General features: G+C 67.0%; 7 protein-coding genes and 1 pseudogene. All 8 read right to left on the bottom strand.

Translation table 11 applies throughout. The annotated features are described in order from the left end of the window. Positions 1-54: 54 nt before the first annotated feature. The 8 genes and pseudogenes from MYA_RS31135 to MYA_RS15005 all read right to left on the bottom strand — a co-directional run bounded on the left by MYA_RS31135 (position 55) and on the right by MYA_RS15005 (position 17475). Complete coding sequence (locus MYA_RS31135) at positions 55-8433, bottom strand: YadA-like family protein (protein ID WP_443101905.1); 8379 nt, start codon at positions 8431-8433, stop codon at positions 55-57. A 249-nt stretch (positions 8434-8682) separates the two neighbouring features. Continuing rightward, a pseudogene (locus tag MYA_RS32605) lies at positions 8683-8769 on the bottom strand (ESPR domain-containing protein); the annotation flags it as partial. A 1129-nt stretch (positions 8770-9898) separates the two neighbouring features. After that, a complete protein-coding gene (locus MYA_RS15030; protein ID WP_014724012.1) occupies positions 9899-10801 on the bottom strand; it encodes a hypothetical protein in 903 nt (300 codons plus the stop codon). A 92-nt stretch (positions 10802-10893) separates the two neighbouring features. Continuing rightward, a complete protein-coding gene (locus MYA_RS15025; protein WP_006749916.1) occupies positions 10894-11112 on the bottom strand; it encodes a hypothetical protein in 219 nt (72 codons plus the stop codon). A 210-nt stretch (positions 11113-11322) separates the two neighbouring features. Then, a complete protein-coding gene (locus tag MYA_RS15020; protein ID WP_014724011.1) occupies positions 11323-11973 on the bottom strand; it encodes an NADPH-dependent FMN reductase in 651 nt (216 codons plus the stop codon). 288 nt (positions 11974-12261) lie between these two features. Continuing rightward, complete coding sequence (locus MYA_RS15015; RefSeq protein ID WP_011880828.1) at positions 12262-12567, bottom strand: NIPSNAP family protein; 306 nt, start codon at positions 12565-12567, stop codon at positions 12262-12264. Between the two features lie 115 nt (positions 12568-12682). After that, the gene (locus tag MYA_RS15010; RefSeq protein WP_014724010.1) at positions 12683-14041 is read right to left on the bottom strand and encodes a DUF3999 domain-containing protein; all 1359 of its coding nucleotides are present in this window, start codon (positions 14039-14041) and stop codon (positions 12683-12685) included. Next, positions 14038-17475, bottom strand: coding sequence for a DUF2339 domain-containing protein (locus tag MYA_RS15005; RefSeq protein WP_014724009.1), 3438 nt, complete (start codon positions 17473-17475; stop codon positions 14038-14040). Before MYA_RS15005 ends, MYA_RS15010 begins: the two co-directional genes overlap by 4 nt. Between the last annotated feature and the right edge of the window lie 54 nt (positions 17476-17529).

Genomic DNA, 17529 nt, shown 5'->3' with positions numbered 1-17529 from the left:
ACGCCGCACGCCGCCCGGCCGGTGGGCCGGACGGGCGGCGTGCTGCGCGACGGGTTACTTCCACTGATACAGCATGCCGGCGCCGATCACCTTCTGACCGCCGCTGAAGCCGCCGTTGATCGACGCCTTCAGGTTCTCCGTGATGCGCGCCTGCATGTTGACCGCCATCGCCTTCTGGCCGAGGAACGTCGACGTGCCGATACCCATCCCGAAGTTGGCGTCGCGGTCCATCTGCGGGATCGAGGCCATCGCGCCGACGGCCGCGATGCCCTGCTTCGCCATCTGGTCCGTCTGCTGCAGTTGCGTGCCGAGCGAGTTGATCTGCGACTGCTGGCCCGACAGCGCGGTCGACAGCGTCGTCTGCACTTGCGTCAGCTGGTTCACGTTCACCGCGTCGGTGCCTTGCGTGCCCGGCGCGACGTTCGTGATCTGGCGCTGCTGCGTGTCGCTGCCGACCGACACCACGTTCGAACGGCCGCCGTCGCTCGAATTCGCGCCGATCGCCACCGAGTTCGAGCCGGCGGTGACGGTCGGGCGGTCGGTGCCGGTGCCGTTCATGTCGGCCGCGATGCCGGAGTTGTTCGCCGTACGCGCCTGGTTGTTGTTCACCGTCGTCGACAGCTGGTTCAGCGTGTTGCTGATGCTCGTCACGCCGGTCGACAGCGACGCCACCGTGCTGTTGGTCGAGCTCAGGCCGGTGGACAGCGAGCCGATGCCGGTCGAGGTCGACGTGGACAGCGACGTGAGGTTGCTGTTGGTCGAGCTCAAGCCGGTGGACAGCGAGCCGATCGCGGTCGAGGTCGACGTGGACAGCGACGTGAGGTTGCTGTTGGTCGAGCTCAGGCCGGTGGACAGCGAGCCGATCCCGGTCGACAGCGACGAGATGTTCGAGGCCGTCGACGTCGACAGGCTGCTGATGGCCAGGTTCGTTGCGTTGAGCTGGCTGCCGTTGACGGCGTCCGTGCTGGTGGCCGAGACGCGGCCTGCGGCGACGTTCGTGATCTGACGTTCGGCGCCCGGTGCGCCGACGCTGAAGACGCCCACCGGTGCGATGCCGCTGACCGCGTACGTGACGCCTCCGACCGTCATGCTCGACACCGCGACTGCATTGCTCGTGGTCGAGTTCGCGCCCATCGCGATCGAGTTGGCGACGTTGGCCTGCGCGTTCGTGCCGAACGCGAGGGCGTCGGTGGCCGTGGCCGCTGCGGCGGAGCCGTAGGCTTGCGCACCGGTGGCGCTGGCGACCGCGTTGCTGCCGAGCGCGAGCGCGCCGGTGCCGGTTGCCGTGTTCGCGTTGCCGAGTGCCACTGCGCCGGTGCCGGTCGCCGTGTCGTTCGCGCCCATCGCGACTGCGCCGGTGCCCGTTGCGACGCTCGGGTCGCCGATGGCGACCGCGCCGTCGCCGCTCGCCGTGTTGCCGGAGCCGATCGACACCGCCTTGCCGCCGGTGGCCGATGCGTTCTGGCCGATCGCGACGGCACCGGCGGTTTGCGCGTTCGAGCCGTCGCCGACGGCGACGCTGCTCGCGCCGGCGGCGCTGGCGTTCACGCCGGCTGCGAGGGCGTTGACGCCCGTCGCGCCGTCGTTCGCGTAGTTGCCTTGCTGCGTGCCGTTGTCGTTGACGCTGAAGTAGTGCGTCTTCGCAGCTTCGATCGCGGTCGACGTCGAGGTGGACAGGGACGTGATCGAGCTCGTGGCCGACGAGAGGCCGGTCGAGGTCGAGGTCGACAGCGATGTCACCGTGCTGTCGGTGGAACTCAGGCCGGTGGAGAGGGAGCTGAGGCCGGTCGAGGTCGAGGTGGAGAGCGAGGCGACCGTGCTGTTGGTCGAGCTCAGGCCGGTGGACAGCGAGTTGATGCCCGTGGAAGTCGAGGTGGACAGCGACGTGATCGAGCTCGTGGCCGACGACAGACCCGTCGACGTGGATGTCGAGAGCGATGCCACCGAGCTGTCGGTCGAGCTCAGTCCGGTGGACAGCGAGTTGATGCCCGTGGAAGTCGACGTGGAGAGCGAGCTGATTGAGCTCGTCGCCGACGACAACCCCGTCGACGTCGAAGTCGAGAGCGATGCCACCGAACTGTCCGTCGAGCTGAGGCCGGTGGACAGCGAGCTGATACCGGTCGAGGTCGACGTGGACAACGACGAGATCGAGCTGGTCGTGGACGAGAGGCCCGTCGACAGCGAGCTAATGCCCGTGGAGGTCGAGGTGGACAGCGAGCTGATCGAACTCGTCGCCGACGACAACCCCGTTGACGTCGAGGTCGAGAGCGACGCGACCGAGCTATCGGTCGAACTGAGGCCCGTGGACAACGAGCTGATGCCGGTCGAGGTCGACGTGGACAGCGACGTGATCGAGCTGGTGGCCGACGAGAGACCGGTCGACGTGGAGGTCGACAGCGAAGCGACCGAACTATCGGTCGAGCTCAGACCGGTGGACAGCGAGCTGATGCCGGTCGAGGTCGACGTGGACAGCGACGTGATCGAACTCGTGGCCGACGACAGACCGGTCGACGTGGAGGTCGACAGCGAGACCACCGAGCTGTCGGTCGAGCTCAGGCCGGTAGACAGCGAGCTGATTGAGCTGGTGGCCGACGAGAGACCGGTCGACGTGGAGGTCGACAGCGAAGCGACCGAACTATCGGTCGAGCTCAGACCGGTGGACAGCGAGCTGATGCCGGTCGAGGTCGACGTGGACAGCGACGTGATCGAACTCGTGGCCGACGACAGACCGGTCGACGTGGAGGTCGACAGCGAGACCACCGAGCTGTCGGTCGAGCTCAGGCCGGTAGACAGCGAGCTGATTGAGCTGGTGGCCGACGAGAGACCGGTCGACGTGGAGGTCGACAGCGAAGCGACCGAACTATCGGTCGAGCTCAGACCGGTGGACAACGAGCTGATACCGGTCGAGGTCGACGTGGAGAGCGACGAGATTGAGCTGGTCGCCGACGACAGACCCGTCGACGTGGAGGTCGACAGCGAGGCGACCGAGCTGTCGGTCGAGCTCAGGCCGGTCGAGAGCGAGCTGATACCCGTCGAGGTTGACGTGGACAGCGACGAGATTGAGCTGGTCGCCGACGACAGACCGGTCGACGTCGAGGTCGACAGCGAGGCGACCGAGCTGTCGGTCGAGCTCAGGCCGGTCGAGAGCGAGCTGATACCGGTCGAGGTCGAGGTGGAGAGCGACGTGATTGAGCTGGTTGCCGACGACAGACCCGTCGACGTGGAGGTCGACAGCGAGGCGACCGAGCTGTCGGTCGAGCTCAGGCCGGTCGAGAGCGAGCTGATACCGGTCGAGGTCGACGTGGAGAGCGACGAGATTGAGCTGGTCGCCGACGACAGACCCGTCGACGTGGAGGTCGACAGCGAAGCCACCGAACTGTCGGTCGAGCTCAGGCCAGTCGACAGCGAACTGATGCCCGTCGAAGTCGACGTGGACAGCGAGGTGATCGAGCTGGTCGCCGACGACAGACCTGTCGACGTGGACGTCGACAGCGAGGCGACCGAACTGTCGGTCGAGCTCAGGCCAGTCGACAGGGAGCTGATGCCCGTCGAAGTCGACGTGGACAGCGACGTGATCGAGCTGGTTGCCGACGACAGACCGGTCGACGTGGAGGTCGACAGCGAGGCGACCGAGCTATCTGTCGAGCTCAGGCCAGTCGACAGCGAGCTGATACCGGTCGAAGTCGAGGTGGACAGGGACGTGATCGAGCTGGTGGCCGACGACAGTCCGGTCGACGTGGAGGTCGACAGCGAGGCGACCGAACTATCGGTGGAGCTGAGGCCGGTGGACAGCGAGCTGATCGAGCTGGTCGCCGACGAGAGGCCGGTCGACGTGGACGTCGAGAGCGAGGCGACCGAACTGTCGGTCGAGCTGATACCCGTCGACAGCGAGCTGATACCCGTCGAGGTCGACGTGGACAGCGAACTGATCGAGCTGGTCGCGGACGAGAGGCCGGTCGACGTGGACGTCGACAACGAGGCCACCGAGCTATCGGTCGAGCTCAAGCCGGTCGACAGCGAGCTGATACCCGTCGAGGTCGACGTGGACAGCGACGTGATCGAGCTGGTCGCGGACGAGAGGCCGGTCGACGTGGACGTCGACAACGACGTCACCGTGCTGTCGGTCGAGCTGAGGCCCGTCGACAGCGAGCTGATACCGGTCGAGGTCGAGGTGGACAGGGACGTGATTGAGCTGGTCGCCGACGAGAGGCCCGTCGACGTGGACGTCGACAGCGACGCCACCGAACTGTCGGTGGAGCTCAGACCCGTCGACAGCGAGCTGATGCCGGTCGAAGTCGAGGTGGACAGCGAGCTGATCGAGCTGGTGGCCGACGACAGCCCGGTCGACGTGGACGTCGAGAGCGAGGCGACCGAACTGTCGGTCGAGCTCAGGCCCGTGGACAGCGAGCTGATGCCGGTCGAGGTCGACGTGGACAACGATGTGATCGAACTGGTCGCGGACGAGAGGCCGGTCGAGGTGGAAGTCGACAGCGAGGCCACTGAACTGTCGGTCGAGCTGAGGCCCGTGGACAACGAGTTGATGCCCGTCGAAGTCGACGTGGACAGCGAGGTGATCGAGCTGGCGGCCGACGACAGGCCCGTCGAGGTCGAGGTGGACAGCGACGCCACCGAGCTATCGGTGGAGCTGAGGCCCGTGGACAGCGAGCTGATGCCGGTCGAGGTCGACGTGGACAACGACGAGATCGAGCTGGTCGCCGACGAGAGACCCGTCGACGTGGACGTGGAGAGCGAGGCGACCGAGCTATCGGTCGAGCTCAGGCCAGTCGACAGCGAGCTGATGCCCGTCGACGTGGACGTCGACAGCGAGGCCACGGTGCTGTCGGTCGAGCTGAGGCCAGTCGACAGCGAGCTGATCGAGCTGGTTGCCGACGACAAACCCGTCGACGTCGAGGTCGACAACGACGCCACCGAACTATCAGTCGAGCTCAACCCCGTCGACAACGAAGTGATGCCGGTCGACAGCGACGAGATTGCGCTGCTGGACGACGACACCGTCGTCGACAGCGAATTCACCACCGAGTTGGTCGCGAACAGTTGCGAGCCGTTGATCGCATCGGTGCTGGTGGGCGTGATCTGGCCTGCCGCGACGTTGGTGATCTGGCGCGTGATGCCGGCGCTCGGGTCGCCGACGCTGACGGTGCTCGTCGGGTTGCCGCCCGCGAACGTGGTGGTCACGCCGCCGACGGTGCCGGTCGGCGTCGGGTTGGGCGCCGCGGTGACCGAACCGTTGCCGAGCGCGACGTCGCCGGCGTTGTTGGCGATGGCGTTCGGGCCGATCGCGACCGAGTCGGCGCCGAGCGCCTGGCTGTCGGCGGCCGTCGAATTCGCGTGGAAATACTTGATGCCCTGGCTGTTGATGCTGTCGATCGCCGAGCCGACGCTGTTCGCGGTGGACGTCGTACCGTTCGCGTTGTACATCGTGTACGACGGAGCGGACATGGTGCCGGTCGCCGGATCGTAGGCGGCGCCGCCGCCGAGCGCCGCGGCGGTGCTGCTGCCGAGATTGTCGGTCTTGGTCACGACCGTGCTCAGGCCGGTGGACAGCGAGCCGATGCCGGTCGATGTCGAGGTGGACAGCGACGTGATTGAGCTGTTGGCCGACGACAGGCCCGTCGACGTGGACGTCGACAGCGAAGCCACCGTCCTATTGGTCGAGCTGAGACCGGTGGACAGCGAGCCGATGCCGGTCGATGTCGAGGTGGACAGCGACGTGATCGAGCTGGTGGCCGACGAGAGGCCGGTCGACGTGGAGGTCGACAGCGAGGCAACCGAGCTGTCGGTGGAACTCAGACCCGTGGACAACGAGCTGATGCCCGTGGAAGTCGACGTGGACAGAGAGCCGATCGAGCTGGTCGCCGACGAAAGGCCCGTCGACGTGGACGTCGAGAGCGAGGCGACCGAGCTGTCGGTCGAACTGAGGCCGGTCGACAGCGAGCTGATACCGGTCGAGGCCGACGTGGAGAGCGAGCTGATCGAACTGGTCGCGGACGACAGACCGGTCGATGTCGAAGTCGACAGTGAGGCCACCGAGCTATCGGTCGAACTCAAGCCCGTCGACAACGAGCTGATACCGGTCGAGGTCGACGTGGACAGCGACGTGACGGAGCTATTGGTCGAGCTCAGTCCGGTGGACAACGAACTGATACCCGTCGACGTCGACGTGGACAGAGAGCCGATCGAGCTGGTCGCCGACGAAAGGCCCGTCGACGTGGACGACGACAGCGACGTTACCGAACTATTAGTCGAGCTCAGGCCTGTCGACAACGAACTGATGCCGGTCGAGGTCGAGGTGGAGAGCGAGGTGATCGAGCTGGTGGCCGACGAGAGGCCGGTCGACGTGGAGGTTGACAGCGACGCAACCGAGCTGTCGGTGGAACTCAGACCCGTGGACAACGAGCTGATACCGGTCGACGTCGAGGTGGACAGCGACGTGATCGAACTCGTGGCCGACGACAAGCCGGTCGACGTGGACGTCGAGAGCGATGCCACCGAGCTATCGGTCGAGCTCAGGCCTGTTGACAACGAGCTGATACCGGTCGAGGTCGACGTGGAGAGCGACGTGACGGAGCTCGTCGCCGACGAGAGGCCGGTCGACGTCGACGTCGACAGTGAGGCTACCGAACTGTCGGTCGAGCTCAGGCCGGTGGACAACGAGCTGATACCGGTCGAGGTCGACGTGGACAGCGACGTGATCGAGCTGGTGGCCGACGACAAGCCCGTCGACGTGGACGACGACAGTGACGTCACCGAACTGTTGGTCGAGCTGAGGCCGGTGGACAGTGAGCTGATACCCGTCGAGGTCGAGGTGGAAAGCGACGTGATCGAACTCGTGGCCGATGACAAGCCGGTCGACGTGGACGACGACAGCGACGTCACCGAGCTGTTGGTCGAGCTGAGGCCGGTGGACAGCGAGCTGATACCCGTCGACGTCGAGGTGGACAGCGATGTGATCGAGCTCGTTGCCGACGACAAGCCCGTCGACGTGGACGACGACAGCGACGTCACTGAGCTATTAGTCGAGCTCAGGCCCGTCGACAGGGAACTGATACCGGTCGAGGTCGAAGTGGAAAGCGAGACCACCGAACTATTGGTCGAGCTGAGACCTGTCGACAACGAGCTGATGCCCGTGGACGTCGAGGTGGACAGCGACGTGATCGAGCTATTGGCCGACGACAGCCCCGTCGACGTGAAGGTCGAAAGCGACGTCACCGAACTGTTGGTCGAGCTCAGGCCGGTGGACAGCGAGCTGATACCCGTCGAGGTCGAAGTGGAAAGCGAGCTGATCGAACTGGTTGCCGACGACAGACCCGTCGAAGCCGAAGTTGACAGCGACGTGATCGAGCTGGTGGCCGATGACAAGCCCGTCGACGTGGACGACGAAAGCGACGTCACCGAGCTGTTGGTGGAGCTCAGGCCGGTGGACAGCGAGCTGATGCCGGTCGACGTCGAGGTGGACAGCGAGACCACCGAACTATTGGTCGAGCTGAGACCCGTCGACAACGAGCTGATGCCCGTGGAAGTCGACGTAGACAGCGACGTAATCGCGCTATTGGCCGACGAGAGGCCGGTCGACGTCGACGACGAAAGCGACGTCACCGAACTATTGGTCGAACTGAGCCCGGTCGACAGCGAGCTGATACCCGTGGAAGTCGACGTAGAAAGCGATGTCACCGAACTATTGGTCGAACTGAGGCCCGTGGACAACGAACTGATGCCGGTCGAAGTCGACGTAGAAAGCGAAGTAATCGAACTACCAACCGTCGACAGCCCCGTCGACGTCGAAGTCGAAAGACTGCTGATACTTGACGTCGTCGTGCTGGCGACCGAATAGAGCTGGCTTCCGTTGACCGCATCGGTGCTGCCCGAAGTCACGAGCCCGGCCGCGACGTTCTGGATCCGCCGCTCCGCGCCGGGGCTGCCGATGCTCACGACCCCCGCGGCCGAGCTCGTGCCGGCGAACCCGGTGAAGGTCTGCGTGCCGACCGTCGCGTTGCTGACGGCCCCGGTGCCTGCCGTCGTCGTGCTGCTCGCGCTGGTGGTCACGGCGTTCTTGCCGAGCGCGACCGAGCCGGCGACGTTGGCCGTCGCGCCGTTGCCGAGCGCGGTCGCGCCGCTGGCCGCCGCGGTCGCGGCGGAACCCAGCGCCGTTGCGTCGGTGCCGGCCGACGTGACGACCGAGTTGGCGCCGATCGCAACGCCCGACGTCGCCGCCGCATCGACATTGGAGAACCGGCCGATCGCGATCGCGTTCGTGCCTGCCGCGACCGCACCGCCCGTGCCGCTGCTGTTGCCGCCGCCCAGCGCGACCGAACTGATGCCCGATGCCGTCGTGTCGTTGCCGACCGCGGTCGCGCCGGTATTGAGTGCCGTGGAGCCGGAACCGATGCCGATCGAGCTCGAGCCGGTGGCCACGGAACGCTGACCGAATGCTTGCGAATAGTTGCCCGACGCTGTCGCGTTCGCGCCAATCGCGATCGAGGTTGCGCCGCTGGCCGTCGTCGTGCTGCCGGCGTTGCCGCCGATCGCGATCGCCTGCGACCCCGACGCGACGACGGAGCCGCCGAACCCGCCCGCACTGTACTGCGCGTGCGCGACGTTGCCGACCGTCGCCCCCGCGACGAGCGCCACTGCCGCAACAGCCTTCGCGACGGCGGATTTGTTCGGCTTACCCCGTGCCGAGTCGTGTTCCGAGGCCGCGACCCAGGCGCCGAGAGCTTCGTTCCAGATCGAGCGGTATGTGCGGTTCATGTCCTGCTGCCTCCAAATAAGCGCGCCGCACACACCGCCTTTCATTAGACGAATATTTCGTGCGCTCGCGCGAAACTCTTAATCGATGCGCGAATTTTATTTGAGGCGTTATTTGGAAATTGATAAACAGTGATAAATGTAGTGCGTGGAAGTTTAAAGAATCGTTAATACATCGCGATTTGATGTATTGATTAACAACCAATCCGAAAGTATGAAGAGTTGTTTTTGTAAAGTGCCGGAGGTCTGATGTTCACGCATAAAAGTCGTTTGAAATCAATGGTTTGCATGGGTTGTTTGCGCGATGGCGCGCATTTTGGCCCCGAAAAGGTAGGAAGAATTGAATAGCAAACGTTTGCGCGTCGCATGTTTCTTTCTGTTCTGTAATGCGACCACGATGTCGATCTACAAGAATATGAACATATTTATCAATTCGCTATTTTAATATCATGAGTGGCATTTTTATTATGTCGTTAATCATGGGAGATAATCGATTGACGACGCGGGGCGAGCCGTCGCGATATGCTGATTTGCGCATCGCGCCGCCCGCGCTGGTCCGTCGGGCGGGCTTCCGGCAGCGCTCACTATCAGTCGATGACAAAGAAACCGCTGCAGCGCAATCGCTCGCTAATTGAGAGCACATGTTGAAACGATCCTATTGATCGTGTTCCATATGGCGGGCAATTGAGCGATTCGGCTAATCGCAGATGGGGGCAGCCGGAGGCTCCAACCGCTCGGCTGCGCGAAGCCACCGGCGGGCGCGAAATTGTCAGATCATCGCCGCCGCGTCCGGGCCGACTGTCCACGGCGCAACTCCGTTACGAGGAGCGGCAAGCCGAGCAGCGAAGTGGAAACGCGAGTAGGAACGGCGATGCGCCATCGCATTCGAAACGGCCGTGCGGTAATGGCCGCGCACTGACCGGCATCGTGTCGCGCGCGATGCGACCCGGCCAAATCGGGAACCGTGCGTTTTTGCTCCGGGAGCAAGCCTGCAAACGTTGCGCGGCGGGCACAGCATGAGCCGGACGACACCACGATGGCGCCACCTGCCGCCCCGTTGGCCAGCACGAATCGCCGGCGGTCCGCGGCCGCGATACTCGTTCGCCGCAGAACCGCCCCGTCGCAACGACGCCTATTTCCGCAGAAAGCGCAGCGCGAGCCGCGCCATGCGCGGCACGAACGTCGGGCGCAGCAGCCGCTCGTCGTACCCGGCCATGCGTCGGTCGTTCTCCGTCAGACACAGCTCGATCAGCTCGCGCGGGTCGAGTGCGTCGCCGATTTCGGCGGTGCTCGTCGCCGGAAAGTTCGCGTCGTGCGCCACGCCGTCCGTATCGATCCCGCGCGCGATGCCGACGCGCTCCCATATCAGGAACGCCCATACGGCGACGACACGGGCGAAGAACCACGGTCGTCGCCACCACGGCAGATTGCGCCAGTACCACGCGTACCAGTTCACGAAGAACAGGATGTGGCGGCCTTCCTCCTGGATCACCGGTTCGAACGTCTCGACGAGTTCGGCCGGGAAATAGCCGGAGCGCTGCGCGGAGCGGAACAGCCCGAACGCGAAGAAGCTGTCGATGCATTCGCTGAAGCCGGTCACCATCCACGACCACTCCGCGTCCTTCGGCGCCGGATACGGCGGTTCGGGCGCAAGCTCGATGCCGTATGCGGCCACCAGCTTCGACAGCACGACCTTGTGGCGCGCTTCCTCGCCGCCGTCCATGTCGAGTGCGCTGCGCAGTAGCGGATCGTCGACGGTTGCCGCGAAGGTGGCGACGCGGACCGACGCGCGGCCTTCCGTCTGCACGGCGATGTCCCAGATCGGCAGCGACGTGAGCCGCTTGAGCGCGTCGGGTTTCAGCGGCGGCCAGTCGATGACGGCCGGTTTGTATGGGTTGTGCGTATCGAGGAGCATGCGGCAGAACATCCGCTTGTGCGCATCGGAACCGATCTTGACGGGACCTTGACTCTCGAAGGTCCAGTGGCGCATGGCGTGATCTGCCGCTGCATGTTGTTCCTGCAGCGTGTCGGACATGGCTATTGTTATACGATTACAAGACGAAAGATTCTTGCATAGCTTTCGTCAGCGCGTATTTTCGTGCAGCCCGGCGCTGCCGCGCGTCGCGTTCAGGCCTGCGTGTCGACCCACAGGCGTCCCCAGCGGGATGCATACGCGAGCGCGTGTTCCTCTTCGAAAAAGAAATCGATCGCGTCGAACGACACGGCGCGCGGCGACGGGCCGCCGCTCGCCTTCTCGATCGTCAGGTTCGCGGCGAACAGCCCGTTCGGCAGACGGGCGGCGGCGGGGGCGACTTCGTAGCCCTTGTAGCGGATCGTGCGGTTCATGGCTCGCGCGTGGAAGGTACGGGCTTTCAGCGTACGAAAACCCGCGCCGCGCGTGAACCAATCTTTCGGCCAATGCTAATCACGCGGTGAGCCGAATCGTTATCGGCTGGGGGAGTCGCGAACGGCGGGAGCATCGCGGCGGACGCCGCTTGAACGTGCGAACGCCGCGCGCGCGGCGAACGTCGCCGGCCGCGCGCGGGCGGTGTGCGGTTACTGGTTGGCGATCTTCAGTACGGGCGCGAGCGCGTCGACCGATGCAGCGTGCGTGGCCGCGCGATGCGACGCGAACGCGAGCGCGAATTCAGCCGCCTGCGAGCCGACCGTCTCGAGCTGCGCGACGACCTTCGGGTCCGAGCAGCTTTCGGCGCTCTCGAAGCGCGTTTCGAGCGTATTGACGGTCGCACCGAACGGCGTCGGCCAGCCGCGCAACGCATGGACGATCGACCGCAGCGACGTGAGCACGGTGCCGGCGGCCTGCCAGCCGTACGCGGTGACGATCAGGCCGACCGCGCGGCCGTCCAGATACGGGCGCTCGTCGGCGCGCAGTTCCTCGAGCGTGTCGAGCGCGTTCTTCACGAGGCCGGACACGCCGCCGTGATAGCCCGGCGTCGCGATGATGATCGCGTCGGCCTCGCGCACGGCGTCGATCAGCTCGCGCTGTGCGTCGGTCAAGGCCTTGTGCTCGGGGGCGTAGTGCGGCAGCGTGTGCAAGAACGGGCCGTCGAACAGGCGCGTGCGCGCACCGGCCGCCTGTGCGCCGCGCAGCGCGAACGACAGCGCGCGCTCGGTCGACGATGCGGCCCGGGTGGTGCCGCCGATGCCGACCACGAACGGCCGGCGGTGTTGATCGAATGCAGTCAAGGGGCGCTCCTTGGGGATGGTTGCCCGGCTAAGCGCAGGCTTAAAACCAGATGGTAACGACCCCGCCGCCACTCTGAAAACGACTTTTCGTTCTATCGATATGCGATGCGCGCAGGTCGCGCGCGGATGCGGCGCCGCAGATGGATAGCAGAAATGCTTGGTTGGGACGCCATGCCGGGCTCGATATGATGAGCCCGTCTCCTCCATGATGTCTCTACTGACATGGGTTGGCCCCGCCGCGCGGATGCAGGCGGGGCTTTTTTTCGTCCGGCGCCGCAAAGGCGCGGCTTACTCGAACACCGGCCGGAAGAAGCTGCGCTCGTAGCTGACGATGCAGCGCGTTTCCTCCGCGTAACGGAACGCGGCCTGGCATGCCGGGTCGGCCTTCGAGCGTTCGCGGTAGCGCTCGTATTCGGCAAGGCTCGGGAACGAGAACATCGCGAGCGCGATGTTGCTCGCGCCCTCGGACGGCAGGAAGTAGCCGTGATGCGTGCCGCCGAATTGCTCGACGAGCGGAATCCACATCTTGCCGTAGGTTTCGAACTGCTCGAGTTTGTACGGATCGACGACGTAACGAAGAAAGCAGGTGACCATGGGCGCTCGCAGGGCGATGAACGAGCAGCGAGCATGGAATGCGCGGCCGGCCGTGTCAACGGGGCGCCGTCCCGCGCATGGGTCCGGCGCCGTCATCCTGCCGCGCGATGCCACGTCATTCGTCGCGCTTGCGTACCTCGCCGCTGCCGCGCGCGAGACGCCACGCGATCGTGCCGAGCACCGCGACCGCGGCGACCAGCGCGCCCCACAGCACGTAGCGGCGGGTCGCGTCCGCGTCGGCGCTCGGCTCCGGCGCGGCCTCCGACGTCGCCAAAGCCGCGCCCACGCGCGCGGGACGCACTTCGGGCGCCATGCCGATCAGCAGCGCATCGCGGCTCACGGCCGACGACGACAGCGCCGCATTGCCGACTCCGAGCGTGAAGGGCGGCGTGCCGCGCGCGACGAACGTCAGTGCGGCCGGATGCCAGCCGATCGCCACGGCCGGCTGACCGCCGCCGAGCCCGCCGTTGCGCATGTCGACGACGATGCGCCAAGCCCGGTCGGGATTCGGCGCGAACGCGAGCGGCGGGTTGCGTTGCTCGCCGCCGTCGCGTTGCAGCCGGAACAGCACCGCATCGGCGACGTCGCGCCACGGCGACTGCGCATCGCTGCGGCTCTGCACCGTTGCGCGCGCAACCGTATTCGGCTGCGGCAGGTCGATGCGCAAGCGGTCGACCGGATACGGGCCGTCGGTGTCGAACCGGTATTCGCCCGGCGTGTCGCCGGCTCGCACGTGTACGGCGTCGCGCCATTGACGCGGCACCGCGGCGGCTTCCACCGCGCGCGCATCGCGCGGACGCGTCTCGACGTCGATCGAAGCGATCGACGGCACGTCGTCGAGCCATTCGAGCCGCAGGTAGCGCGAACTCATGCCGTCGAGTGCGATACGTTCCTGCACCAGCGTGTCGCCGCCGCGTGCCACCTTCAGCAACTGCACGCTGCCGAGCGAGCGCCAGTCGTGCAGATCGTCGCTGGCCTCGACCGCGACGCGTCCCTGGTAGCTGTCGTCGCCGAGGTGCACGAGCAGCGCGTCGACGTCGCCGTCCGCATGAGACAGGTCGACGAGATCCACCGCATGCGTCGCGCGTGCCGGCGCGGCGAGCGTCGCGCGTAGCGAGCCGTCCGGCGCGACCGCTACGCCGAGCGGTGCGCGGTCGTCGTTCCCGCGCGTGCGCGGCAGCGCGAACCAGTGTGCCGGCGTGCGCGTCGGCGGCAACGCGGCCGCGGTCGTCGCGGGCGCATCGAGCGAATACGGCACCGGCTCGCCCGCGCCGTTGAAGATCCGCACGTCGCCGAGGTCGTCGCGCCGGCTGCCCGCATAGACGGGTTGCGGCACGGTGAGCTGGTAATACGCGGCGCTGCCGTCGAGATCGAGCGCGAAGCGCCGTGCGACGCGTTCGGCGCCGGGCGGGCCGCCAGCGGCCGCGAACGATGTCAGCAGGCTCAGGCTGAGCAGGGCTGCGAGTCGCTTCATGATTGGCGATCGTCCGGTTGAGCCGCTGCCTTCGGCGGCAGCGGCGAGAAATAGCCGATCAACAGCAGCAGCACACCGATGCCGATGAACGACACGATGCGTTCGATGCCGGTGACGTGCGACAGGTCGAACACGAACAGCTTGATCACCGTGAGCGCGAGCAGCGCGGCGCCGACGAACCACAGCGGACGCAGCCCGCGGCGCGTTGCCCAGATCATCGTCGCGAGCGCGCAGAGCGTCCAGTACACGGACACGGACGCCTGCACGAGCGTCGATTCCGCCATCGCGTCGAACGCATAAGGCACGCCCGCCCAGTGATGGAGCGTGCGCAGCAGGATCGCGTTCAGCCACAGGAACGCCGTCGCGCCGGCCGCCGCGAGCAGCTCGACGCGATACGCGCCGAACGACCAGCCGAGCCGGCGCACGCGCACGAACCACGACGCGGCGAGCGCGTAGACGGCCACCAGCACGAGATCGAGCGGATTGAGCAGCGGGATGCGCGCCCAGCTGCCGCCGTCCTGCGTGAAGTTCGCGTAGAAGGTCCAGAGCCACATCACGACGATCAGCGGCAGCGACGCGAGCGCGCAGATGCGTGCGATGGCGTCGCGCCGCATCAGCCACATGCCTGCGAACGCGAACACGCTCCAGCCGACCATGAACACCTGCTGAATGCCGAACGACGACAGCACGGCGTCGACGTCGTAAGCGAGGTGGAAATGGTGATGCAGCGTGCGCAGCAGCAGCGCGTTGAACCACAGGAACACCGTCGCGAGCGCCGCGAGATCGGCCGCGAGCGGATGCCACGTCACGCCGAGCGCTTTCAGGCGGCGCAGCCACATCGCGAACGCGACGAAGATCAACAGCTGCGCGACGTCGAGCGGATTGAGGATCGGCAGCCAGAACAGCGGCGACGCGTCGCCGTCGCTCGTCACGCTCGCGATGCTCCACAGCCACAGCAACGCGGCGAGCGGTGCGGCGCCCCACAGCTGGTAGGCGCGCGGGTACGCGCCGATCGGCCAGCGCAGCCGCGAGCCGGGGCCCGAAACCAGCAGGAGCAGCGCGCCGAAGCCGTACGCCCATGCGCTCCAGCTCCACGCGCCTTCGGGCACGAACGCGCGCAAGCGCCAGAAGCCTTCGAGCGAGCACAAGCCGCACAAGGTCCAGAACATCAGCGTGTGCAGCGGCGCGAGCCACGCCGCGGGCACGGCTGCGACGGTCGGCGCGCCGGCTGCGGCGCGGGCCGTCGCCGAGGCCGCCGAGGCGGGGATCGCGCGCGACTGGCGCAGCAGCAGCGCATAGCATGCGATCACGGCGATCGGCCACGCGAACGCGCCCATGCCGGACAGCGGCGCGTCGTGCGTATCGAACGCGCGGATGGCGAGCAGCGCGAGCACCGGCGTCAACGCGAGCGCAGGCCATTCGGCGATCGGCCACGCGAGCTTGCGGCGCGCCAGGTGCGCGAGCCATGCGGTGCCGGCCGCGAACAGCGCGGTCGCATCGACGACGAAGCGGTCCGCATGCAGATCGACGTGGCGGCTCGCATAGACGAGGATCTCGTGCAGCCCGCCGCTGAGCCACCACAACAGCCCCCAGACCGCGGCCGCGGAGCCCACGTCGGGCATCCACGCATGCCATGCGCGCGCTTCGTTGCGCCCGTGCAGCCACCAGCCGGTGAAGAGCCCGGCGAGCGCGATCAGCAGCATCGCGATGTACGGGCTGTTGAGCACCGGCAGCGCGTTCGCGTCGGGCGCGCCGAGCAGGCTCGTGAAGAACGCGCCGGCGGCCGCGAGTTGCATCGACAGGCCGAAGGCGAACGGCGCGAGGCGCCGTTCACGCACGCCGACCCACACGATCGCCGCGCCTTCGATCGCCCACGCGGCGCTCGTCGTCGGGCCGGAGAACGCGAGCGGCACCGCGAGCGTCGCGAAGATCACCGCGAGCGCGAGCATCGCGTCGAACAGCAGCGCGAGACGCGCGCGGCGCCGCGCGAGCCACGCGACGACCACGAGGTAGAACGCCGACAGCGCGACCGCGCTCCACGCGAGCGCGAACGGGATGTCCTTCACGAGCGCCGCCTGCAGCGCGGTCGCGACGATCGGCGTGCCGAACACGAGCGTGCCGTCGACGTAGTGACGCAGCGCCAGCTCGCGCTTCACCGCATACAGCAGCGCGATGCCGACGTACATCAGGAAGAACAGGATCAGGAACGGTTCGGTGCTCGCCAGCAACGCGGGACGATACGCGGTCACGCCCCACGCCGAACCGATCGTGAACGTGAACACGAAGCCGAGCAGATTCAGCGGACGCCAAGCCTTGAACCATGCGATCGCGAACACGCCCGCGTTCAGCAATGCGTAGTAGCTGAACAGCGCGACGTGGCTGCCGTGTCCGGTCGACAGCAGCACCGGCGCGAGGAAGCCGCCCGCGGTGCCCATGAACGCGAGCGGCAGCGCGTTCTGCATCACCGCGAGGAACGCGCCGAGCGCGCATATCGCGACCATCAGCGGGAACGCCGCGCCGACCGGCAGCAGCGCGTAGAGCTTGGTGGCGGCGAAGATCGTCAGATACAGGATGCCGATGCCGCCGCCTTGCAGCACGAGCCCGTATGCCGCGCGCCGCGCGCGCACGCGCCAGCCGATCGCGAGCAGCGCGGCCGCGGCGAGCGCGGTGCCGGCCAGGCGGAATTCGATCGGCAGCAGGTCGTTGTCGGCGGCGTACTTGAGCAGGAACGCGACACCGAAGAACAGCACGATGATGCCGACCCGCACGACCGTGTTGCCGCCGAGCAGCCAGTCGCGTGCGGCGCGCAGCGCGCGCTCCGCGATACCGGGCTCGCGCGGCTTCGGCGGGGCGGGTGGGGCAGGCGGTGCAGGCGGCGTGGTCGCGGCGCGCGTAGTAAGCGTCGGTGCGACGGCGGCCGCAGGCTCGGCGCTCGCGCGCGCCGAAGCGGCAGGCGCGGGCGCAGGCGCAGGCGCAACCGCGATCGTCGACGCCGGCGTGGCGACACGCACGGCCGCCGGTTGCACCGATGGTTGCGGCGGCATCGCGGCGGGTGACGGCGTGACAGCCGGTTTGCCCACCGGTATGACCGCCGACGCGTGCGCGGCGCTGCCGGCCGCGACGCCGGCGTTCGCGCCGGCCAGCTGCCCGCGTAGCGCGTCGAGCTCGTGGGTGAGCGCGTCGACGGTCGCTTCGAGCCGCGCGACGCGATCGGCGAGCGGCACCACCACAGATGGCGGCGCGCTGCCGGGTGTGGAAATTGCAGATGCGTCGGATGTCGTGTCGCCGCTCGTGCGCCTGCCTTCCTGCAGCGCGTAGCCGACGCAGAATCCGGTCACCGCGCCGAGCAGCGCGCCGGTGGTGACCGAGACATCCCCGAACAATGCGGCGATACCGCCCGCGATGAAGCCGATTGCGGCCAAGGCCCAAGTCATCGCCTAACTCCCTCTCTCATTTCGTTATCGTCCTTCGATCGTCGCGCTGCCCGA

The sequence above is a fragment of the Burkholderia sp. KJ006 genome, assembly GCF_000262695.1.
Lineage (GTDB): Bacteria > Pseudomonadota > Gammaproteobacteria > Burkholderiales > Burkholderiaceae > Burkholderia > Burkholderia vietnamiensis.
The sequence above is the reverse complement of the archived record's forward strand: the minus strand, read 5'-3'. Positions and strand labels throughout refer to the sequence as shown.

Coding starts and splice junctions, on each gene's coding strand:
- MYA_RS15030 (WP_014724012.1), bottom strand. CDS start 10,801: ATGTCCGACACGCTGCAGGAACAACATGCAGCGGCAGATCACGCCATG.
- MYA_RS15025 (WP_006749916.1), bottom strand. CDS start 11,112: ATGAACCGCACGATCCGCTACAAGGGCTACGAAGTCGCCCCCGCCGCC.
- MYA_RS15015 (WP_011880828.1), bottom strand. CDS start 12,567: ATGGTCACCTGCTTTCTTCGTTACGTCGTCGATCCGTACAAACTCGAG.
- MYA_RS15010 (WP_014724010.1), bottom strand. CDS start 14,041: ATGAAGCGACTCGCAGCCCTGCTCAGCCTGAGCCTGCTGACATCGTTC.
- MYA_RS15005 (WP_014724009.1), bottom strand. CDS start 17,475: ATGACTTGGGCCTTGGCCGCAATCGGCTTCATCGCGGGCGGTATCGCC.